Source organism: Paraburkholderia terricola (assembly GCF_003330825.1).
Lineage (GTDB): Bacteria > Pseudomonadota > Gammaproteobacteria > Burkholderiales > Burkholderiaceae > Paraburkholderia > Paraburkholderia terricola.
Genome location: NZ_CP024942.1, coordinates 1,354,883 through 1,376,493, shown reverse-complemented (window position 1 = coordinate 1,376,493; position 21,611 = coordinate 1,354,883). Strand labels below are relative to the sequence as shown.

Below are 21,611 nucleotides of genomic sequence, written 5' to 3'. Positions count from 1 at the left end.
TTTTGAGCATCAGGATAAAGAAAGCACCGCAAAAGCCGTTATGCGAGCTATGCAGCGCAGATTGCAGCCCTTCCCCATTCCGAGCTCAACGTCCTGGCCAAGCTGATAATGAACCGTCTGACACTCAAACAGAAGTTGTGGGTCCCGTTGCTGCTTTGCTGGGTGGCGCTCCTGATCGTGACCGTTGTGAACGCGCTGGAAGCGCGTAGCGCTCAAATGGACGCGCGGCGCGCGGATCTGGCCGACGTCACCGACATGGCGGTATCGATCGTCGCCGACTACGCGAAGCAGGCCGACGCCGGCAAGCTCTCCGTCGACGAAGCGAAACAGCAGGCCATCGCCCGCATCAATGCGCAGCGCTATGGCACGTCCGGCTACGTGACGATCGTGCGCGGCGATTCGGTGATGATCACGCATCCGATGAGCCCGAAGCTGAACGGCAAGGACATGAGCGCCTTTCGCGACGCCAAGGGCAACGCGCTGTATCAGGACATCGCCCAGGCCGGCGGCTCGGCGGCGGGCGCCGGATATCTGCGCTACTGGTGGCCTAAACCCGGCGCAACGGCGCCGAGCGAAAAGATCGGCTACGTGAAGCGCTTCGTTCCGTGGAATTGGGATTTCATCGCCGGCGCCTATATGGACGACATCCAGGCGCAGTTCTATGCAACCCTCGGGCGTTCGGCCGGCATGCTCGTGCTGCTTGGCGTGCTGGTGTCGTTCGTGGCGTCGCGCGTGGTGCGCAATGTGTCGCGCTCGATCGGCGGCGAGCCTTCCAGCGCGGCGGCCATCGCCATGCAGATCGCCCAAGGCGATCTCGCCACGCACATCGACCTGCGCCGCGACGACACGTCGAGCCTGTTGTTCTCGCTGCATGAGATGCGCAATCAGCTTGCCGCCACGGTCGCGCGAATCAAGACCTCCGCCGAGACGATCACCGTCGCCTCGAAGGAGATTGCGGCAGGCAACCTCGATCTGTCGAGCCGCACCGAGGAACAGGCGGCTTCGTTGCAGCAAACGGCCGCCAGCATGGACGAACTGACGAAGACCGTCACACAGAATGCCGACAATGCGGCGACCGCGTCCGAACTGGCGACCGATGCATCGAATATCGCCGCGCGCGGCGGTCAGGTGGTCAACGACGTGGTCGAGAAAATGGCGGGCATCACCGAGGGTTCGCGCAAGATCGGCGAGATCATCAGCGTGATCGAAGGCATCGCGTTCCAGACCAATATCCTCGCGCTGAACGCCGCGGTGGAAGCGGCGCGCGCCGGCGAAGAGGGCCGCGGCTTCGCGGTGGTCGCGGGCGAAGTGCGCAATCTCGCTCAGCGCAGCGCGACGGCGGCCAAGGAGATCAAGGTGCTGATCGACCAGTCGGTGGCGCAAGTCGGCGAGGGCTCGACGCTGGCCGGGAGGGCGGGCAGCACGATCGGCGAGGTGGTCGACGCGGTGCACCGCGTGACGGCGATCATCAACGAGATTTCGGCGGCTTCGAAGGAACAGAGTTCGGGCATCGGCGAGATCAATCTCGCGATCCGGCAAATGGACGACGTGACGCAGCGTAACGCGGCGCTCGTCGAGCAGGCCGCGGCCGCAGCCGGTTCGCTCGATGAACAGACGGAACGGCTCCGGCATGCCGTTGCCGTGTTCAAGGTCGAGCAACATGCCTGATTGAGCGGGGCACTTTCCGCTTCGATTGAAAAAGGCCGTCACGGGCTGATCCGGTGACGGCCTTTGTTTTTGCGCTTTTCTGCGCGGTGAGGGAGGCCCGCAATCGATGCAAACGGTGCGGGTGTCAGCCATCGGTCCAAACCGCGCGTCCATAAAAAAAGGTGCCGCGAACGGCACCTTTTCGTACGACAACCAGCTTCTGCTGAAGCTTAGAAGCGGTGACGCAGACCGACCGTAGCAGCCGTCTGGTTCTTCGACGACGACGGCAGTTGCGACACGTCGCCGCTGTAGATCGACGCGACACCGCCGTCGCCCATTGCGTGCTGGTACACGGCTTGAGCGTAGACGTCCGTACGACGCGACAGCGAGTAGTCGGCTTGCAGGCCGATCTGGTGGTAACGGGTCTTCAGATCGTTGCCGTCCGCGTTGGTACCGTAACCGCGTGCGTCCGTGAACGTGTAAGCGATGCCCAGGCCCAGAGCCGGCGTCACGTTGTACTTGCCGTTGACTTCGTAGTTGTTCGAGCGGCCTTGGCGTTGGCCCACTGCGGCGCCGACGAGGTTGTCCACGCGCGATTGCGTCCATGCGAGACCGACGGTAGCCGGGCCGAATGCGTACGAAGCAGCTGCGCCGAACTCACGTTGACGGAAGTTGCCGGTAATGACGCCGGAGTTGTTCGCCAGTACGCCGTCCGAAGCACCGGTGGCGTTTGCCGCCGGATTGTTTTGCTGTGCGTAAGCCGCGCCCAAACGCAGACCTTGGAACTGGTATGCAGCACCAACGCTGTATTCACGGTTGTTCGCGAATGCGCCAGCCTGGTTCGAGAAACCGTACGTGCCGCCGAACGTGAAGCCAGCGTAGTTAGCGCTCGAGTACTTGATCGAGTTGTTGACGGAGTAGCCGCCGTTCGTGTTCAGGTTGTCGTTGTTGAACGGATGCGCGAAGTACGTGCCGCCCCAGCTGCCCGTTGCGGTCAGCGGTGCCAGGTAGTCTTGCGCAGCATCGTATTGACGACCCAGCGTGACCGAACCGAACTGGTCGCTCGCCAGACCGACGAACGCCTGACGGTTGAACATACCGTTGTTGTTAGCGAACTTGCCGTTGTTGATGTTGAAGCCGCTTTCCAACGTGAAGATTGCCTTCAGACCGCCGCCCAGGTCTTCCGAGCCGCGCAGACCGAACATGCTTTGATTGATGCCACCGCTGCCAGCGGCCCACTTCGAACTGTGGTTGACGTTGCTGGTGTAGGTCAGGCCGGCGTCCAGCAGACCATACAGGGTCACGCTGCTTTGTGCGTGAGCGACGGAAGCGAACGATGCGGCAACCGCAACGACGATGAGACTCTTTTTCATGCGTGGGACTCCAGGTTCGATAATTTACGCGGGGAGCGGGACCTGCCTCAACGGCGCCTGCATCACACGCCGCCGCCCCGTTTGCTGAACCGCTTCGGATCAGCCAGGCACCCTCTGAAACGAAGCGTGAGTGTAGGTGGACACCCTGGTATCGACGCCTGCAATTCGCACAACATGATTTTTCCGAATCAGCAACAATCAACCTGCAATGAGTAATAGTCCTTGTATTTCAGCCATTTAGCGCAAGAGAGAAGATGTCTCGCGTCTGCCTGAGACGTAAATTATCCGCAACCAATCAATATAAAAGTTGTGCGTCTGCAACAGCGTTTTAACACTCCAGACTTAATCGGGCCGAAGTAAGAAGTTTGATTCGCTAAAGAACATCGCCAATTGCTCTGCCGTTCGAATGCGGCATAAATTTATTTTAGAAACTTTGGAACTTAATAGATTTGAGACAGTCGCCATCATCTGGATAAAGAAAGGGCGCGATCTTATCGCCGTGGATTGCCTTGCAATCATTTTTTGATTGAATTCCGGCTCTTCTTCTAAGACCGACAATTTGATCTTAGCCGCTCGGCAGTCTGTGGACCGGGCCCCGGTGGCGGTCGGCGCCGCACATGGGGCGGCGCGGATAAGAACCGCCGTTTTAGGCGGTCACGCATTCCTGAGCTAAAGCGGACATCACTTTGCTTGGAAAAAGCCAATGCGCTGAAAGAGGGAAGCCTTCAGCACGGGCGTTGCCCGGAGGTGAATTGCGGCGCCGGCCGCCGCGTGACAAAACCCGTGCTGAGAGCGGACGGCAAACATCTAACAGCCTTCCTGATTTACTTAACGGCGCTGCCGTACCCTTTTTTACAGGGAGTTTCCCCTACTTTCAGTCTGGCCAGCCTTATGGTTTGGTCTTGCGATCGGCCAAGCGTCTCTTCGTCTTCGGGCGAACTGCCTGGTGCGAGCGGATCGGTTTCCGGCTGCGTGTCCGGTCTGTCTGGCGACGGACGCGGTTGCTCATCTGGCTCATCTGGCTCATCGAGCGGCTGGCCGGCGGGATCGGCGATGGGATCAATGGTGGGATCGGTTTGCATGACGGGAACGTCCTCTGGATGGGAATGCCTCCCGCCGTTCCACGCGCAACGAATATTCCCGGGCAGCGGTTGCGAAGAACCTTGAGCGGGCAGTAGGACGACGCAGTCGGGAATCAAATCAGCGGCAATTCGCGGTGTCGGTGAGAAGACGACGGATAAAGGCCGCCTTCTAAATAACCGAATCAAATTGCTCAGCCCGATTGACACCGCCATAGAAGTGGCATATTGCCGCGCTTGATAGCCGGCTTCATGCAATAAAAAAGGGCTCCGAAATCTCGGAACCCTTCTTTTACATCCTTGGTGGGCCGGGTCGGAGTCGAACCGACGATGTCCTTTCGGAGGCGGATTATGAGTCCGCTGCCTGCAACCAGCACGGCGTCCGGCCCAAGAAAAAGACCCGGTCTCAAGGCCGGGCCTATTCGCTGATTGGCCGACATACTACACGAAAAAGGGGTCTGCGCAACCGCTTCGCCGGCGCGAAACAACCGCAACAGCCCCTTCACAGCGCTAGATCGCCAGCCGCACGTCGCGCGCTTCGGTCAATTCCCTTCGAGGAACGACTTCAGCTTGTCCGAGCGGCTCGGATGACGCAGCTTGCGCAGCGCCTTTGCCTCGATCTGACGGATCCGTTCACGCGTCACGTCGAACTGCTTGCCGACTTCCTCGAGCGTGTGATCGGTGCTCATTTCGATACCGAAACGCATGCGCAGCACTTTCGCTTCGCGCGGCGTCAGCGAGTCGAGCACGTCTTTCACGACGTCGCGCATGCTGGCGTGCAACGCCGCATCCGCCGGCGCGACCGTGTTCGTATCCTCGATGAAGTCGCCCAGATGCGAATCGTCGTCGTCGCCGATCGGCGTTTCCATCGAGATCGGCTCTTTCGCGATCTTCATGATCTTGCGGATCTTGTCTTCCGGCATTTCCATCTTTTCCGCCAGCGTTGCCGGATCCGGCTCGAGACCGGTTTCCTGCAAAATCTGACGCGAAATGCGGTTCATCTTGTTGATCGTTTCGATCATGTGAACCGGAATCCGGATCGTACGCGCCTGGTCCGCAATCGAACGCGTGATGGCCTGGCGAATCCACCACGTTGCGTACGTGGAGAACTTGTAGCCGCGGCGATATTCGAACTTGTCCACCGCCTTCATCAGACCGATGTTGCCTTCCTGAATCAGGTCGAGGAATTGCAGACCACGGTTCGTGTACTTCTTCGCGATCGAGATCACGAGACGCAAGTTCGCCTCGGTCATCTCGCGCTTCGCCTGCCGCGCCTTCAACTCGCCCGCCGCCATCTGACGGTTGGTTTCCTTCAGGTCCTTCAGCGGCAGCACCACGCGTGCTTGCAGATCCAGCAGACGTTGCTGCTGTTCGCGGATCGCCGGAATGTTACGCGTGAGGATCGCGCTGTACGCGTGACCTTCGGCAACGATCTTGTCGGCCCATTCGAGATCCGTTTCGCTGCCGGGGAAGCGTGCGATGAACTCGGCGCGCGGCATGCCGCACTTGTCGACCACCGTATGCAGAATCTGACGCTCGACCTGACGCACTTCGTCCACCTGCGCGCGCAGCGTGTCGCACAGACGCTCGACGGTACGCGCGGTGAAGCGGATCGTCATCAGTTCGTTCTGGATCGTTTCCTGCGCCTTCAGGTAAGACTTGGACTTGTAGCCTTCCTTCTCGAACGCGCGGCGCATCTTGTCGAACCATTCGCTGATGAGGGCGAATTTTTCGAGCGACGCACGCCTGAGCGCTTCCATCTGCGCCGCGTTGGCCGTGGCTTGCGCCGTGCCGTCGTCTTCTTCCTCGTCCTCTTCGGCTTCTTCCTCGACTTCCTCGTCCTCGCTCTCGATCGCCTCGGCCTCTTGCGCGGAGAAGCCGTCCGCATCTTCCGCGTTGGCGTCGATCAGACCGTCGACCAGTTCGTCGATACGGATTTCCTCGTTCGCGACGCGTTCAGCCATCGCCAGAATGTCGGCGATCGTGGTCGGACACGCGGAGATCGCCATGACCATGTGCTTCAGGCCGTCTTCGATCCGCTTGGCGATTTCGATTTCGCCTTCACGCGTAAGCAGTTCGACCGTACCCATTTCACGCATATACATGCGGACCGGGTCGGTGGTGCGGCCGAATTCCGAGTCGACGGTGGAAAGCGCGACTTCCGCTTCCTCTTCCACTTCGTCGTCCGACGAAGCTGCCGGCGCGTTGTCGTTCAGCAGCAGCGTTTCAGCGTCCGGCGCCTGCTCGTACACCGCCACGCCCATGTCGTTGAACGTGCTGATGATGCCTTCGATCGCCTCGGTTTCCGTGAAGTTGTCCGGGAGGTGATCGTTGATTTCAGCGTAGGTCAGGAAACCACGCTCCTTGCCGAGCTTGATCAGCGCGCGCAGTTTGGAGCGGCGCTCCTCGATTTCCTCGACCGTGCCGGGCTGCGACGACGCGAACGCGTCTTTCAGCAGCGCTTTTTCCTTGGCACGGCGATCGCGAGCCTTGACCTTTTCCACCTTGCCGGGAACGGCTGCAGGGGTTTCTTCGCTCTGGGTTGCGTCGTCATCGACGGGTACTTCATTCAGCTTTTTCGTCATGGAGTTCGCCGTACCGGCTGTAGTCTCGACTCGCGGCTGGTGGACAACAGCCGGTTGAACCGTGGATACTGGAGTCTCGCGCACTACCGCATCGTCCTTCGCGGCAGCCGCTTCCCTTGCGCTTCTGACACCCGGCCGCCTGGCCGCGGGTGATACAGCTTTCGCCGCCCTGACCGGCTCCGCTCGCGCAGCTGAAGTGGTCGAGGATTTCTTCCCCGCAGCCGGCGCAACGCTGACGGCAGACGCCTTCTTGGCGGAAGAAGCTAACTTGGCTTCGGTGACCTTTCCGGTCCGCTCCCTGGAGCGCGTGCCTGCCGCTTTCTTTCCGCCCGTGGTCCCGTCTGAAGTCTTTGCCATCGCATCGCCTTTTCGCCTTTGCTAGGAAAACCCTTTGAAAAACAAACCGCTGGAAACCTTTAATTATACCACCCAGGTTTCCGGCGTTCCGCCTACAACCCAAGCTGACGCTTCATGTCAGCCCGCTTCCGATTCAGCTCCGAGAGTTCCGCGAACTCCTCCGGCGTATGCCGGGATTGCCGCGAAAGCTGCTCGAGACGATCGCAGTAAGCGTCGTAACGCATCTTCAGAATCGCCGCCTTCAGTTCTTCGCCAACGATCCGTTCCTGCTCGCGCCGTTCCTCGATGACGGTCGCATCTTCCGGATCCTTCAGCAGCAAATCCCGGACGTTTTCATCATAGTCTAGAATTTTGCGAAAGATTTCCTCGAAAGTTGGGGCGTTTGCGCCGTTGCGCAACAGATCCGACAACAATTGAAATTCCGCCGAATCGCCCAGCGCGCGTGCATGCGTCGTCACTTCCTCGAACAGCTCTCCGTGCCGGGTGACGCTCAGAAGCGCCTGTTCCGACTCTTCGTCGAGCACCGCCACCGTGCGCGGGTACATCACCAGATTGCGCAGCGTTTTCTCTTCGATCCCGGTCACGCTGCGCCGGTCCTTGCGTGCCGGGGCCGAACGGGCCGCCGCCGCGATGCGTGAATCGACCTCGCACAGCGCCGCCACTTCGTCGAACGGCACGTCCAGCCGGTCGGCGAACATATGCATGACCTGGGCGCGCAACGCATTGGCCGGCAGCGCCTGCAGCAGGGGCTTGGCGTCGAATAGCGCGCGGGCGCGGCCTTCCGGCTGGTCCAGCTCCTTGCCTGTCAGTACTTCGTTCAGCATGAACTGGGAGAGCGGCATGGCACGCTCGACCTGCTCGGCGAACGCCTCGGTGCCGAATTCACGCACGTAGCTGTCCGGATCGTGCTCGGACGGTAAAAAAAGGAACCGGATCGTCCGGTTGTCCGCCGCATGCGGCAGACAGGCATCGAGCGCACGGCGCGCCGCGCGCCGTCCCGCCGAATCGCCGTCGAAACTGAAGATGACCGTGTCGGTCTGGCGCATCAGTTTCTGGACATGAATCGGCGTGCAGGCCGTGCCGAGCGTGGCGACCGCGTTCTGGAACCCTAGCTGGGCCAGCGCAACCACGTCCATATAACCTTCAACCACCAGCACGTAATGCTGTTCGCGAATTGCCAGGCGCGCCTCGAATAGCCCGTACAGCTCGCTGCCCTTGTTAAATAGAGGCGTTTCCGGGGAATTCAAATATTTCGGCTCGCCACCGTCCAGCACGCGGCCGCCGAAGCCGATCACCTGCCCCTTCACATTGCGTATCGGGAACATGATCCGTTCGCGAAAGCGGTCGTATCGACGGTTCTGACCCTGTGCGTCGGACTTTTCGCTGACGATTACAAGGCCGGACTCGACCAGCGCGTCGTCACGGTAGTTCGGGAAAGCGGCTTCGAGGTTCTGCCAGCCGTCCGGCGCGTAGCCGAGCCCGAAGCGGGCCGCGATCTCGCCCGTCAGGCCGCGCTTCTTCAGATACTGGATCGCGACCGGCGCGCCGCGCAATTGCTTGCGGTAAAAGTCGCAGGCGCTCTGCATGACCTCGGAGAGCGCCGTGGTCACCGCCTTTGACGCCGCCGGCGCATAACCGCCGGAACCCCCACCGCCGCCGCCATACCCCGGCGAAGGCTCGTTCGGCACGGTCAGACCCACCGACTGCGCGAGTTCGTTGACCGCCTCGGGAAACGAGGAGCCCACATGCTCCATCAGGAAACCGATGGCCGTACCATGCGCGCCGCAGCCGAAGCAGTGATAGAACTGCTTGGTCGGGCTAACGGTAAACGAAGGGCTCTTCTCGTTGTGAAACGGGCACAGCCCCATGAAGTTCGCGCCGCCCTTTTTCAACTGCACATACCGGCCGACCACGTCGACGATATCGACGCGGTTCAGCAGGTCCTGCAGGAATGACGGTGGAATCACAGTAAATGACGCTGCCTGAAAAGCTCGAGGCCGCGCGAGCCGAGCCGTCGGGCGGCGGCAGGCGCGGACTGGAAATAGGGAATTACTTCGCGAGCGCGGCTTTGACTTGCGCCGAGACGGCGGTCATGTCGGCACGGCCGGCGAGTTTCGGCTTGAGCACGCCCATGACCTTGCCCATGTCCTGCGGGCCGGCCGCGCCGGTTTGCGCGACGGCGGCCTGGACTTCGGCGACGATCTCCGCCTCGGACATCTGCTCCGGCATGTAAGCGGACAGGATGGCCAGTTCGGCCTTTTCCTTGTCGGCGAGATCCGTGCGGCCGGCCGCTTCGAACTGGCTGATCGAGTCCTTGCGCTGCTTGATCATCTTGTCGATGACAGCGGTGATGGCAGCGTCGTCGAGCGTGACGCGCTCATCGACTTCACGCTGCTTGATCGCGGCCAGCAGCAGACGGATCGTGCCGAGACGCTCGGTCTCGCGCGCCCGCATGGCGGCCTTCATATCGTCGTTGATCTGGTCTTTGAGACTCATCACTCACCTGAATGCGTTGGAATTGAAAAACCGGCCGCGCCGCCAATTGCATCAACACAGATACCCGCTTGGGACTGCTTCCTCAAGCGGGTTGGCGCAATGTGCGTAGTGGATGCGACCCTGCCGGCTGGCCCGAAGGGCCGTGTTTTCCGTGATGGCGCCAGTTGCGCCTTCACCGTTGGATGTCGCCGCTCCGTTCGACAGGAACCGCGGCAACGCCAGAATCAGTAGAACTTCCTTGGCAGCATCTGGCTCCGCAGACGCTTGAAATGACGCTTCACCGCAGCCGCCTTCTTGCGCTTGCGCTCAGCCGTAGGCTTTTCGTAAAACTCGCGGGCGCGAAGTTCCGTCAACAAGCCGGCTTTCTCCATGGTGCGCTTGAAACGGCGCATGGCAACTTCAAACGGCTCGTTGTCTTTTACGCGGATGGTCGTCATTTTTCAATAACGGAACTTTGTAAAGGTTCAGGAGTATAGCAGAGCTTTCTCATAAAGCCATGGCGCCGTCAAGCCCCGCGGACGTACTCCGCGGCCGCCTGGCCGGCCGCCACGCCCGACGCCCACGCCCATTGAAAGTTGTAGCCGCCGAGCCAGCCGGTCACGTCCACCGCTTCGCCGATGAAGTACAGACCGGGCGCGCGGGCGCTCATCATCGTCGACGACGACAGGTCGCGCGTGTCGACGCCGCCGCGCGTCACTTCGGCCTTGCGGTAGCCTTCGGTGCCGTTCGGGGTGAGCGTCCAGCGCGACAAAGCCTCGCCGATGCGGCGCAGGGTCTTGTCGGGCAAGTCGGCGACGCGCGCTTCGGCGGGTATCTGGTGGGTCTCCAGCCACACATGAGCGAGCCGCTGCGGCACCCAGTCCGACAACAGATTCGCAATCTGACGCTTCGTGCCGGTTTTCGCTTCGAGCAATGCCGTCACGGCCTGCTGCTCCGGCAGCAGGTCGATGTGAATCGGCTCGCCGGGCTGCCAGTAGCTCGAGATTTGCAGAACGCCGGGGCCGGACAGGCCGCGGTGCGTCAACAGCAGGTCTTCGTTGAATTCGGCGCCGGTCTTTTTATCGCCGGTCGCCAGCCGCACTTCCAGCGACACCCCGGAAAGCGCCGCGAACGGCTCCCAGTCGGCGGGCGCGAAGGTCAGCGGAACCAGTGCTGGGCGCGTGTCGATCAGTTTGTGGCCGAATTGCTTGGCGAGACGGTAGGCGAAATCGGTGGCGCCGATCTTCGGAATCGACAAACCGCCGGTCGCGATCACGAGGGCGCGCGCCATGATCGGACCCGAGTGCGTGTCCAGCGTGAACCGTCCTTCGGCATCCTGCCGCACCTGTTCGACCGACAGCGGGGCGCGCCATGCAATGCCGCCCGCGTCGCACTCGTTCTTCAGCACATTGATGACGGCGTCACTCGTCTGGTCGCAGAACAGTTGCCCCTTGTGCTTCTCATGCCATGTCACGTGATGGCGCTTGAGCAGCGCCATGAAGTCGCGCGGCGTGTAGCGCGCCAGTGCCGAGCGGCAAAAATGCGGATTCGCCGACAGATAATTGGCCGGCCCGGCATACAGATTCGTGAAGTTGCAGCGGCCGCCGCCGGAGATCCGGATTTTTTCCGCGAGACGCTGCGAGTGGTCGATCAGCACCACGCGGCGGCCGAGTTGCCCGGCCACGGCCGCGCACATCATCCCGGCCGCGCCCGCGCCGATCACTGCGATATCGAAGGATTCCATGGGGCCGCATTGTACCTGCGCGTCCGCGGCCGCCTGCCCGCGCTGCTATACTTTCAGGCTTGCTTTTTCACTTGCGGACGCCTGCCGCGCGTCCTTTCAGGTTCACCTCACCATGCTCGTTCTCGGCATCGAAAGCTCCTGCGACGAAACCGGTCTCGCGCTCTACGACACGGAGCGCGGCCTGCTCGCGCACGCGCTGCATTCGCAGATCGCGATGCATCGGGAGTACGGCGGCGTGGTGCCGGAACTGGCGTCGCGCGACCATATCCGGCGCGCGCTGCCCCTGCTCGAAGAGGTGATGGAGCGTGCGGGCGCGGCGCGTGGCGACATCGACGCGATCGCTTATACCCAGGGCCCCGGCCTCGCGGGCGCGCTGCTGGTGGGCGCGAGCATCGCCAATTCGCTGGCGATGGCATGGGACAAGCCGACCATCGGCATTCACCATCTTGAAGGGCACTTGCTGTCGCCGCTGCTGGTGGATGAACCGCCGCCGTTTCCGTTCGTCGCGCTGCTGGTGTCCGGCGGTCATACGCAGTTGATGCGCGTGACGGACGTGGGCGTCTACGAAACGCTCGGCGAAACGCTCGACGACGCCGCCGGCGAAGCCTTCGACAAAACCGCCAAGCTGCTTGGTCTCGGTTATCCGGGCGGCCCGGAAGTCTCGCGCATGGCGGAGTTCGGCACGCCCGGCGCCGTGGTCCTGCCGCGCCCGATGCTGCATTCCGGCGACCTCGATTTCAGCTTTAGCGGCCTGAAGACCGCCGTGCTTACGCACGCAAAAAAACTTGGCGGCGCGAACATCTGCGAGCAGGCGAAGGCCGACCTGGCGCGCGCTTTCGTCGACGCGGCGGTCGAGGTGCTGGCGTCCAAGTCGCTGGCCGCGCTCAAGCGGACCAGGCTCAACCGGCTGGTCGTGGCGGGCGGCGTGGGCGCGAACCGGCAGTTGCGCGAGGCGCTTTCCGCTGCCGCGAAGAAGCGCAATTTCTATGTGCACTACCCGGACTTGTCGCTGTGCACGGACAACGGCGCGATGATCGCGCTCGCCGGCGCACTGAGGCTGCAACGCTGGCCCGATCAATCGGGAAAAGACTACGCGTTCACCGTCAAGCCGCGTTGGGACCTGACTTCCTTGGCGCGCTAATGCCGCGGCAAAACCGCGACACCATTAAAAAAGCCGCTTCTGACAGCGGCTTTTCGTTGAATCCGGCGAGCGGCTAGCCGAACTCGTGCATCAAGGCACGCGCTTATCCCGCTCGATCACCGCATACGCGCTGTGATTGTGAATCGACTCGAAGTTCTCCGCTTCGAGCACATACGCGACGATCCGCTCATCGGCATTCAGACGCTGCGCGACGTCGCGCACCAGGTCTTCAACGAACTTCGGGTTTTCATACGCACGCTCGGTGACGAACTTCTCGTCCGGACGCTTGAGCAAGCCCCACAATTCGCACGACGCCTCTTCCTCCGCGATACGGATCAGGTCTTCCACCGCCACCTCGCCCGCCAGTTCGGCGTTGATCGTGACGTGCGAGCGCTGGTTATGCGCGCCGTACTGCGAGATCTTCTTCGAGCACGGGCACAGGCTCGTGACCGGCACCAATACCTTGATGAACAGACGCGTCGCGCCATTACGAATCTCGCCCGTCAACGTGACTTCGTAGTCGAGCAGGCTTTGCACGCCGGAGACCGGCGCGGTCTTGTTCACGAAGTAAGGAAACGACACCTCGATGCGGCCCGCCTCGGCTTCGAGCTTTTCGAGCATCGCGGCAAGCATGGTGCGGAACGTGGCCGCCTCGAGCGGCGCCTTGTTCTCTTCGAGCAGCGCCACGAAACGCGACATATGCGTGCCCTTCTGATCGGCCGGCAGATGCACATCGAGATTCCACATACCGACCGTCGGCTGTACCTCGCCGTCTTGCGTACGCACCGTCAGCGGATGACGCACCGCCTTGACGCCGACCCGCTGAATGGGAATCTGACGGGTATCGGGCGTGCTTTGCACATCGGGCATCACGAAGGCGGGATTCATCTGATTCATCTTTTTGTCCTCACATGCCATGCGGATCTCGACGCGCAATGGCGAACGCCGGCTCCTGCCGGCGTTGGGTGATGGGCCCGATGGCCCATCGATTCAAGTTGGAGATTGCTTGGGCCGCTATCGCCGCGGCATAGCGCACCGCAGGACGGACGAGCGACGCAACCAGCGACTCAACCAGGCTAAGCGACCCGCTTCACCGATGATTGACCGGCCATCGCGCCGCTGGAAAGAAAGCGCTCGCGAATCGACCTGGCGATGCCCGCGCCGTCAAGACCGCACGCCGCCAGCAGCTTGGCCGGATCCCCATGATCGATGAAGCGATCCGGGAGGCCCAATTGTAGTACGGGCCGCATAACCCCACTCGCGAGCAGGGCTTCGACGCAAGCCGAGCCCGCCCCGCCCATCACGCAGCCTTCCTCGACCGTGACGATAGCGTCGTGCGTGTCGGCCAGTTCACGGACCAGGTCGGCGTCCAACGGCTTCACGAAGCGCATGTTCGCGACCGTGGCGTCGAGTTGTTCGGCGGCGGCGAGCGACGGCGCCACCATCGTGCCGAACGCCAGAATCGCAATGCGCTTGCCGGCCGGCTGCGACGTCTCGCGACGAATCTCGCCCTTGCCGAGTGGCAGGGCGGCCATCTGCTTGATGGTCGCCACACCCGTGCCGGCGCCGCGCGGATAGCGCACCGCCGTCGGGTTCGGCTGCTGGAGTGCCGTGTACAGCATCTGCCGGCATTCGTTTTCGTCGGATGCGGCCATCACCGTCATGTTCGGGATGCAGCGCAGGAACGCGAGATCGTAAGCGCCCGCGTGCGTGGCGCCGTCCGCGCCGACGAGACCCGCGCGGTCGATCGCGAAGACCACCGGCAGGTTCTGCAGCGCGACGTCGTGGATCAGCTGGTCGTAAGCGCGTTGCAGGAAGGTCGAGTAGATCGCGACCACCGGCTTCATGCCGTCCGCGGCCAGGCCGCCGGCGAACGTCACCGCGTGCTGTTCGGCGATACCGACGTCGAAGTAGCGGTCCGGGAAGCGCTTCTCGAACTCGACCATGCCGGAGCCTTCACGCATGGCCGGCGTGATGCCGATCACGCGCGCGTCCAGTTCGGCCGCGTCGCACAGCCATTCGCCGAACACCTGCGTGTAGGTTTTCTTCGACGGCGTGGTGGCGGGCTTGATGCCCTCAGCCGGATTGAACTTGCCCGGGCCGTGGTACAGCACGGGATCGGCTTCGGCCAGCTTGTAGCCTTGGCCCTTCTTCGTGACGACGTGCAGGAATTGCGGACCGCGCAATTCCTTGATGTTCTGCAGCGTGGGGATCAGCGAATCGAGGTCGTGACCGTCGATCGGGCCGATGTAGTTGAAGCCGAACTCCTCGAACAGCGTGGCCGGCACGATCATGCCCTTCGCGTGCTCCTCGAGCTTGCGAGCAAGATCGAGCATGGGCGGCGCGACGCGCAGCACGCGCTCCACGCCCGCACGCGCGGCCGCATAGAAGCGGCCCGACATCAGACGCGCCAGATGGCGATTCAGCGCGCCGACCGGCGGCGAGATCGACATATCGTTGTCGTTGAGGATGACGAGCAGCGGCACGTCGTCTTCGACGCCGGCGTTGTTCATCGCCTCGAAGGCCATGCCGGCCGTCATCGCGCCATCGCCGATCACGGCGATGCCCATGCGGTTGTCGCCTTGCAGCTTGCTCGCGATCGCCATGCCGAGCGCGGCCGAGATCGAGGTGCTGGAGTGAGCGGTGCCGAAGGTGTCGTATGCCGACTCGTCGCGCTTCGGGAAGCCCGAGATGCCGCCCAACTGGCGCAGCGTGTGCATCTGGTCGCGGCGGCCCGTCAGGATCTTGTGCGGATACGTTTGATGGCCGACGTCCCACACGATGCGGTCATGCGGCGTATCGAACACGTAGTGCAGAGCAATGGTCAACTCGACCGTGCCGAGGTTGGACGAAAGATGGCCGCCCGTCTGCGATACGCTGTCGAGCACAAAGGCGCGCAACTCGTCTGCAAGCGGTTGCAATTGGCGGCGATCGAGGCGGCGCAGGGCTGCCGGGTCGTCGATGGTTTTCAGCAAGTCGTACATCGTCGTTCCATTGTAGGAAAACTTACGCGCCCGCACTTCATACATGCACCCCGTAGCAAAGGTGCGCGGCGGCGGGCTTTCGCGCTCAGCTAACCCGGTTCACCACCAGGTCGGCCAATTCGGCAAGACGCTGTGCGCGCGCGCCAAACGGCGCGAGGGCAGCATGGGCGTCGCTGCGCAGCTGTGCTGCGAGCGATCGCGACGCGTCGAGGCCAATAATCGACACGTAGGTCGGCTTGCCGTCCTTCGCGTCTTTACCTGCGGTCTTGCCGAGCGTCGCGGAATCGGTCGTCACGTCGAGAATGTCGTCGACGACCTGGAACGCGAGGCCCACGGCGGCTGCATAGGCATCGAGCGAACGCATCGCCTCGGCGCCCGGCGTTTCGCCGGCGAGCGCGCCCATGCGCACCGAGGCGCGCAGCAGCGCGCCGGTCTTCATCCGGTGCATGGTTTCCAGTTGCGCGCGCGTGAGCGTATGACCGACGCTTGCGAGGTCGATCGCCTGACCGCCGCACATGCCGATCGAGCCGCTCGCCAACGCCAGTTCGCGCACGAGCGATGCCTGCTGCGCGGGCGGCAGAACGTCCGATGTCAGCGCAACGAAAGCCTGCGATTGCAGTGCGTCGCCGACCAGCAATGCCGTTGCTTCGTCATATTTGACGTGTACCGTGGGCTTGCCGCGACGCAATGCGTCGTCGTCCATGCAGGGCATGTCGTCATGCACGAGCGAGTACACATGGATCATTTCCAGCGCCGCCGCCGCCGCGCCGAGGCACTCGGCGCGCGCGCCGGTCAGTTCGCCCGCCGCGTGGCACAGCAGCGGACGAACCCGCTTGCCGCCGCCCAGCACCGCATAACGCATCGCTTCGTGCAGCCTGGCGGGCTCGGTTGCCTCGGTGGGCAGGTAGTGTTCCAGTGCCGTTTCGACGCGCTCGAGCACCGAGCGGGTCCATTGTTCGAATGTCATAAGTCGTCCCCGCTTTCAGCAGCGGCTGTGCCTGCGTTATTCATAGGCAGCGGCTTGAGCGTCTCGCCGTCGAGCACGCGCACCTGCTGCTCGACCTTTTCGAGCTGCTGCTGGCAAAACGCCACCAGCGCCGCGCCGCGCCGATAAGCGGCGAGCGATTCCTCGAGGCTGAGATTGCCGCCTTCCATGCGCGCGACAAGCCCTTCCAGTTCGGCCTGCGCAGCCTCGTAATTCCCGGGCAGCGGCGTGGTGTCGACGCCCTCGGCAGGCGCGGCAGCAGGATCGTTCGACGCGGTCTTCGCCATGAATAATCGCAAAATTAAAACAAGTCGGACATTCTACGGCAAAAGCGCAATTTCCGATCCGCTCGCCACCCTGCGTCCCGCCTGCGCCCAACGCGCCGCCCTTGCAGTCTCGCAGAAAAAAAACGATCGGTCTGCGGCGAAAAGCGCGAACTTCCTTGACATTTTTGACCCAAATCAGGCACTTAAGCGCCCCACATAAGGGGAAACGGGTATAATTGCGGGCTCCCTAAATCGAATCTTCGATGGTTGGGTTGTTCACTGCTTTCACGTCTTCATCGGGAGTGGGAATGTCCAATCTGAGCAATGCATTGCAGTTGCGGTCTGTTCACAGCCAGCTGCCAGTCACGGCTTACTTTGACGAAGCGCTTCTAACGCGCGAAATCGACACCCTTTTCAAGAAAGGTCCACGCTACATCGGGCACGAACTCATGGTGCCGGAAGCGGGGAATTATTTTGCCTTGCCCAGCGAGAGCGAGGGGCGTGTACTCGTCCGTAACCAGCAGTCGCAAGTCGAGCTGCTGTCGAACGTGTGCCGTCACCGGCAGGCCATCATGCTCAACGGCCGCGGCCAGACGGAGAATATCGTCTGCCCCCTGCATCGCTGGACGTACGATCTGAACGGCCAGCTTCTCGGCGCACCTCATTTCGCGGACAACCCCTGCCTGAATCTCGGCGCCACGCCGCTGCAAAACTGGCAAGGCCTGCTGTTCGAAGCGCAGGGGCGCGACGTCGCGCGCGATCTTGCGCGGCTCGGCACGCGGCAACATTTCGACTTTTCGGGCTTCATGTTCGATCACGTCGAAGTACACGAGTGCAACTACAACTGGAAGACCTTCATCGAGGTCTATCTGGAGGACTACCACGTCGCGCCGTTCCATCCGGGCCTCGGCAGCTTCGTCAATTGCGACGACCTGACGTGGGAGTTCGGCGACTGGTACAGCGTCCAAACGGTGGGCGTGCACAAGTCGCTCGAACAGCCGGGCAGCCCGACCTACCGCAAATGGCACGACGAAGTGCTGCGCTTCCGCGGCGGACAGCCGCCCGAATTCGGCGCGATCTGGATGGTGTACTACCCCGGCATCATGATCGAGTGGTATCCGCACGTGCTGGTGGTGTCATGGCTGATTCCGCGCGGTCCGCAGAAGACCACCAATGTGGTGGAGTTCTATTACCCTGAGGAAATCGCGCTGTTCGAACGCGAGTTCGTCGAAGCCGAGCGCGCCGCCTATATGGAAACAGCCCGCGAAGATGACGAAATCGCCGAGCGCATGGACGCCGGCCGCCGCGCGCTGATGGAACGCGGCGAATCGCAGGTCGGCCCGTATCAGAGCCCGATGGAAGACGGCATGCAGCACTTCCACGAGTTCTTACGGCGTGAGCTCGGCGCGATCTGACCGGTGCTCGCCCCACGCTCGATCCGATTCTTGCGCGGGCACCAGCAATGCATGGAAAGACGGACTTCGGTCCGTCTTTTTTTGTTTAGACTAACAACATAGCCCTGCCATCCGCCAACGGCGTCAAGCCGCCGGAAGCAGCCGCCATCGCCTGTATCGAGGAGACGACGTCATGCCCCACACTCACTACACCACTCTGATCTCCGCGGCCAATCTCGCGGAGCGGCTGGCCGCCGCGCCGGGCAGCGTATTCGTCGTCGATTGCCGTTTCGATCTGGCCGACACCGAAGCGGGCGAAAAGGCTTATCTCGCAGGACATCTACCGGGTGCTCATTATCTGCACCTGGATCGCGATCTGTCGGGGCCGAAGAACGGCACGAACGGGCGTCATCCGTTGCCGGATCGCGCGCGGCTGGTCGAAACACTGGAATCGCGCGGTCTGAAGCAAGGCCAGCAAGTGGTCGCCTACGACGCGCAAGGCGGCATGTACGCCGCCCGTGCCTGGTGGCTGCTACGCTGGCTCGGACATGACGCGGTCGCGCTGCTCGACGGCGGGCTGCAAGCCTGGCAAGCCGCCGGCCAACCGCTGACGCAAGACGCGCCGGCACAGAACACCGGCGATTTCAAAGCCGGCGCGCCGCTGTCGGTCACGGTCGACGTGCAAACGGTCGAGCGCAACCTCGGCTCGAAGGAACGCGTGGTGGTCGACGCGCGCGCGCCCGATCGCTATCGCGGCGAGAACGAAACGCTGGATCCGGTCGGCGGCCATATCCCCGGCGCGCTCAACCGCTTCTTCAAGGACAACCTCACCGCCGACGGCCGCTTCAAGCCGGCCCACACGCTGCGTGAGGAATTCCATGCGCTGCTCGCCGACACGCCGCCGGAACATGTGGTCCTGCAATGCGGCTCGGGTGTGACCGCATGCGTGAACGCGCTGGCGATGGAAGTCGCCGGTCTGCACGGCGCGGCGTTGTATGCCGGATCGTGGAGCGAATGGAGTTCGGATCCGAAGCGGCCGGTTGCCACCGGGCCGAATCCTTGAACGTGAACTGAGCCGGTTGTTGGCAAAAGGCCGTTGCTGCTTTTACGCAGCAACGGCCTTTTCAATTCATGCAGGGCAAAAATGACCCGACGTTCATCGCGGGCGCCCGCTTCGGCCAAACGCCTCAAGCTTGAGCCTCAACCCACCCCATGCTGTTTGAACCAGGCGAGCGCCCGGCGCCAGCCGTCTTCGGCATCGGCCTTCTTGTAGCTCGGCCGGTAATCCGCGAAAAACGCGTGACCCGCGTCGTCATAGACGACGAATTGTGAACCGCGCCCCGCCTGCGGACCTTGCGCGATCGCCTGCTTCATCTGCTCAAGCGTGTCTTGCGGGATGCTTTGATCCTGCCGCCCATAGAGGCCAAGCACCGGCGCGTGCAGGTCCGCCACGCGATCGAGTGGATTAGCCGGCGTCATCGCGCTCTTGTCGCCCGTCACGCGGCCGTACCAGGCGACGCCCGCCTTCAGCTTCGGGTTGTGCTCGGCGTACAGCCACGCAATCCGCCCGCCCCAGCAGAACCCGTTCACGCCAACCCGATTCAGATCGCCGCCATGCTCGCCGGCCCACGCGACAGCCGCATCGAGATCGCCCAGCACCTGCTCGTCGGGCACCTTGCTGACGAGTTGCTCGTTGAGCTGCTGCATGCTTTTGTAAACCATGGGATCGCCCTGCCGCTCATACAGATTCGGCGCGATCGCCAGATAACCCTGCTTGGCGAAGCGCCGGCACACGTCGGCGATATGTTCATGGACGCCGAAAATCTCGTGCACGACGATGATCACCGGCAAATGCGTCTTGCCTTTCGGCTGAGCGCGATACGCCGGCACGATCGTATCGCCCGAACGCACGGACACTTCGCCGGCTTCGAGGCCGTCGCTATCGGTATGGATGGTTTGCGCCGACACCGGCAACACAGCCGCGGCAAAACCGGTGCCGAGCGCGGCCTTGATGAAGGTGCGTCGATTGAAGGGAACGTGCGGGACCAGGCTGTCGATATCGGGTTTCAGCATGCGGCGCTCCTCGCGGTTGACTCGTGTGAGTCGGTTGAACGTTGGAGGCAACAGGATACGCCTCGCGCGCGTCCTGTTGCATCTGCAACGTTCCCGAGCGCCGTCAGTGCAGCTTGACCCGCGGCAGCGTGGTGCGCCGCAGCCAGTGCGCGAAGGTATCGAGCACCATCCGCGCATAGCCGTGCAGGGCGGCGATGTGCAGCCGGTACAGCGACATGTACATGAAGCGCGCGAACAGCCCCTCGATCAGCATATTGCCGCCGATCACGCCGCCCATCAGATTGCCGACCGCGCTGAAGTGCCCGAGCGACACCAGCGAGCCGAAGTCGCGGTACGTGAACTCCGGCAGCGGCTTATTGTCGAGCCGCGCCGCCAGCGCCTTCAGCAGAAAGCTCGCCTGCTGGTGCGCCGCCTGCGCGCGCGGCGGCACGTTGCGCTCATTGCCCGGCCACGGGCAGGCGGCGCAATCGCCGAGCGCGAAGATGTTGTCGTCGATTTCGGTTTGCAGCGTGCGGCGCACGTTCAGCTGGCCCAGCCGATTGACCGGCAGGCCGTCGAGTTCGCTCAGAATCGGCGGCGCCTTGATGCCCGCCGCCCACACCGTCAGATCGGCGCGCACGGTTTTGCCGCTGGCCGTGCGGATGATGCCGGGCGCGACCTCGGCCACCGTCTCGCCGGTCATCAGCTTCACGCCGAGCTTGGTGAGCAGTTCGGCCGTGGCTGTCGAGACACGTTCCTGCAAGGCCGGCAAGATGCGCGGTCCCGCCTCGATCAGCACGATGCCGACGTCGTGCCGCGGATCGAGCTTATGCAAGCCATACGCGGACAACACCTGCGCCGTGTTACGCAGTTCAGCCGATAGTTCGACGCCCGTCGCGCCACCGCCGACGATCGCCACCTGGATGCGCGGCTCCGTGGATGGCGAGGTGCCCGGTCCCGATTCGACGGGTTCATGCACCTGATGCTCGGCGCGCATGCATGCCGCGATCAGCCGCTTGCGGAAACGCTCGGCCTGGCCGACCGTATCGAGCGCGAGGGAGAATTCGGGCGCGCCTTTCACGCCGAAGAATGCCGTGGTGCTGCCAATCGCAATGATCAGCGTGTCGTATTCGAGCTGGCGTTCCGGCAGCAGCTCAGCGCCATCGTCGTCGAGCACGGTGCCGAGCGTGATGCGTTTGTTCGCGCGGTCGAGTCCCGTCAGGTCGCCCTGCTGAAACTCGAAACCATGCCAGCGCGCCTGCGCCGCGTATTCGAGCTCCTGCGTGAACGGGTCCATGCTGCCGGCCGCGACTTCATGCAGCAGCGGCTTCCAGATGTGGGTGGGATAGCGGTCGACGAGCGTGACCTGCGCCCGCACGCCGCCCTTGTTCTTGTGGGGCGCATAGCGATCACCCAGGCGTGTCGCCAACTCCAGCCCCCCCGCGCCTCCGCCAACGACGATGAAACGATGCATTGAACTCTCCGTGTTTGCCGATGGGTTATGCGTCGCGACGGCGCGCGTGAAACGC

18 protein-coding genes and 1 tRNA gene are annotated in these 21,611 nt (G+C 62.7%); 5 read left to right on the top strand and 14 right to left on the bottom strand.

Annotated elements, in window-relative coordinates:
• Positions 1-108 precede the first annotated feature (108 nt).
• Positions 109-1,668 carry a methyl-accepting chemotaxis protein gene (locus tag CUJ90_RS24720; RefSeq protein ID WP_073428642.1) on the top strand — a complete coding sequence of 520 codons (1,560 nt, stop codon included), beginning with the start codon at positions 109-111 and terminating at the stop codon, positions 1,666-1,668.
• A 209-nt stretch (positions 1,669-1,877) separates the two neighbouring features.
• Here CUJ90_RS24720 and CUJ90_RS24715 read toward each other — a convergent pair whose 3' ends face one another.
• The 8 genes from CUJ90_RS24715 to CUJ90_RS24680 form a co-directional block, all read right to left on the bottom strand.
• The gene (locus CUJ90_RS24715; protein WP_073428641.1) at positions 1,878-3,020 is read right to left on the bottom strand and encodes a porin; all 1,143 of its coding nucleotides are present in this window, start codon (positions 3,018-3,020) and stop codon (positions 1,878-1,880) included.
• An 824-nt stretch (positions 3,021-3,844) separates the two neighbouring features.
• On the bottom strand, positions 3,845-4,102 hold the full coding sequence (locus tag CUJ90_RS24710) for a hypothetical protein (RefSeq protein ID WP_244220115.1): 258 nt from the start codon (positions 4,100-4,102) through the stop codon (positions 3,845-3,847).
• 298 nt (positions 4,103-4,400) lie between these two features.
• Positions 4,401-4,488, bottom strand: a tRNA-Ile gene (locus CUJ90_RS24705).
• A gap of 153 nt (positions 4,489-4,641) precedes the next feature.
• Entirely contained in the window at positions 4,642-7,041 is a 2,400-nt protein-coding gene (gene rpoD / locus CUJ90_RS24700) for an RNA polymerase sigma factor RpoD (protein WP_073428639.1), read from the bottom strand.
• 92 nt (positions 7,042-7,133) lie between these two features.
• Positions 7,134-9,008: a DNA primase gene (gene dnaG, locus CUJ90_RS24695; RefSeq protein ID WP_114164119.1), complete on the bottom strand. Its 1,875-nt coding sequence runs from the start codon at positions 9,006-9,008 to the stop codon at positions 7,134-7,136.
• Positions 9,009-9,090: 82 nt separating this feature from the next.
• A complete protein-coding gene (locus tag CUJ90_RS24690) occupies positions 9,091-9,537 on the bottom strand; it encodes a GatB/YqeY domain-containing protein (protein ID WP_073428637.1) in 447 nt (148 codons plus the stop codon).
• Between the two features lie 224 nt (positions 9,538-9,761).
• Positions 9,762-9,974, bottom strand: coding sequence for a 30S ribosomal protein S21 (gene rpsU / locus CUJ90_RS24685; RefSeq protein WP_073428636.1), 213 nt, complete (start codon positions 9,972-9,974; stop codon positions 9,762-9,764).
• 68 nt (positions 9,975-10,042) lie between these two features.
• Entirely contained in the window at positions 10,043-11,260 is a 1,218-nt protein-coding gene (locus tag CUJ90_RS24680) for a BaiN/RdsA family NAD(P)/FAD-dependent oxidoreductase (RefSeq protein WP_083081700.1), read from the bottom strand.
• Between the two features lie 112 nt (positions 11,261-11,372).
• Here CUJ90_RS24680 and tsaD point away from each other — a divergent pair, with 112 nt between their 5' ends.
• Positions 11,373-12,401 carry a tRNA (adenosine(37)-N6)-threonylcarbamoyltransferase complex transferase subunit TsaD gene (gene tsaD / locus CUJ90_RS24675; RefSeq protein WP_083081702.1) on the top strand — a complete coding sequence of 343 codons (1,029 nt, stop codon included), beginning with the start codon at positions 11,373-11,375 and terminating at the stop codon, positions 12,399-12,401.
• 90 nt (positions 12,402-12,491) lie between these two features.
• Here tsaD and folE2 read toward each other — a convergent pair whose 3' ends face one another.
• The 4 genes from folE2 to CUJ90_RS24655 form a co-directional block, all read right to left on the bottom strand.
• Positions 12,492-13,298: a GTP cyclohydrolase FolE2 gene (folE2, locus tag CUJ90_RS24670; protein ID WP_114164692.1), complete on the bottom strand. Its 807-nt coding sequence runs from the start codon at positions 13,296-13,298 to the stop codon at positions 12,492-12,494.
• A gap of 179 nt (positions 13,299-13,477) precedes the next feature.
• On the bottom strand, positions 13,478-15,385 hold the full coding sequence (gene dxs, locus CUJ90_RS24665; RefSeq protein WP_073428633.1) for a 1-deoxy-D-xylulose-5-phosphate synthase: 1,908 nt from the start codon (positions 15,383-15,385) through the stop codon (positions 13,478-13,480).
• A gap of 85 nt (positions 15,386-15,470) precedes the next feature.
• Positions 15,471-16,352, bottom strand: coding sequence for a polyprenyl synthetase family protein (locus CUJ90_RS24660; RefSeq protein WP_073428632.1), 882 nt, complete (start codon positions 16,350-16,352; stop codon positions 15,471-15,473).
• On the bottom strand, positions 16,349-16,657 hold the full coding sequence (locus CUJ90_RS24655; protein WP_073428631.1) for an exodeoxyribonuclease VII small subunit: 309 nt from the start codon (positions 16,655-16,657) through the stop codon (positions 16,349-16,351). Before CUJ90_RS24655 ends, CUJ90_RS24660 begins: the two co-directional genes overlap by 4 nt.
• Here CUJ90_RS24655 and CUJ90_RS32510 point away from each other — a divergent pair.
• From CUJ90_RS32510 to CUJ90_RS24645, 3 genes are all read left to right on the top strand, one after another.
• Positions 16,656-16,856 carry a hypothetical protein gene (locus CUJ90_RS32510; protein ID WP_143326527.1) on the top strand — a complete coding sequence of 67 codons (201 nt, stop codon included), beginning with the start codon at positions 16,656-16,658 and terminating at the stop codon, positions 16,854-16,856. The two genes, CUJ90_RS24655 and CUJ90_RS32510, sit on opposite strands and share 2 nt — an antisense overlap.
• Before the next feature lie 88 nt (positions 16,857-16,944).
• On the top strand, positions 16,945-18,051 hold the full coding sequence (locus tag CUJ90_RS24650; protein WP_114164118.1) for an aromatic ring-hydroxylating oxygenase subunit alpha: 1,107 nt from the start codon (positions 16,945-16,947) through the stop codon (positions 18,049-18,051).
• 172 nt (positions 18,052-18,223) lie between these two features.
• The gene (locus CUJ90_RS24645; RefSeq protein WP_083081703.1) at positions 18,224-19,093 is read left to right on the top strand and encodes a sulfurtransferase; all 870 of its coding nucleotides are present in this window, start codon (positions 18,224-18,226) and stop codon (positions 19,091-19,093) included.
• Positions 19,094-19,230: 137 nt separating this feature from the next.
• Here CUJ90_RS24645 and CUJ90_RS24640 read toward each other — a convergent pair whose 3' ends face one another.
• The gene (locus CUJ90_RS24640; protein ID WP_073428628.1) at positions 19,231-20,103 is read right to left on the bottom strand and encodes a dienelactone hydrolase family protein; all 873 of its coding nucleotides are present in this window, start codon (positions 20,101-20,103) and stop codon (positions 19,231-19,233) included.
• Positions 20,104-20,206: 103 nt separating this feature from the next.
• Entirely contained in the window at positions 20,207-21,556 is a 1,350-nt protein-coding gene (locus tag CUJ90_RS24635) for an NAD(P)/FAD-dependent oxidoreductase (RefSeq protein WP_083081707.1), read from the bottom strand.
• Positions 21,557-21,611 lie beyond the last annotated feature (55 nt).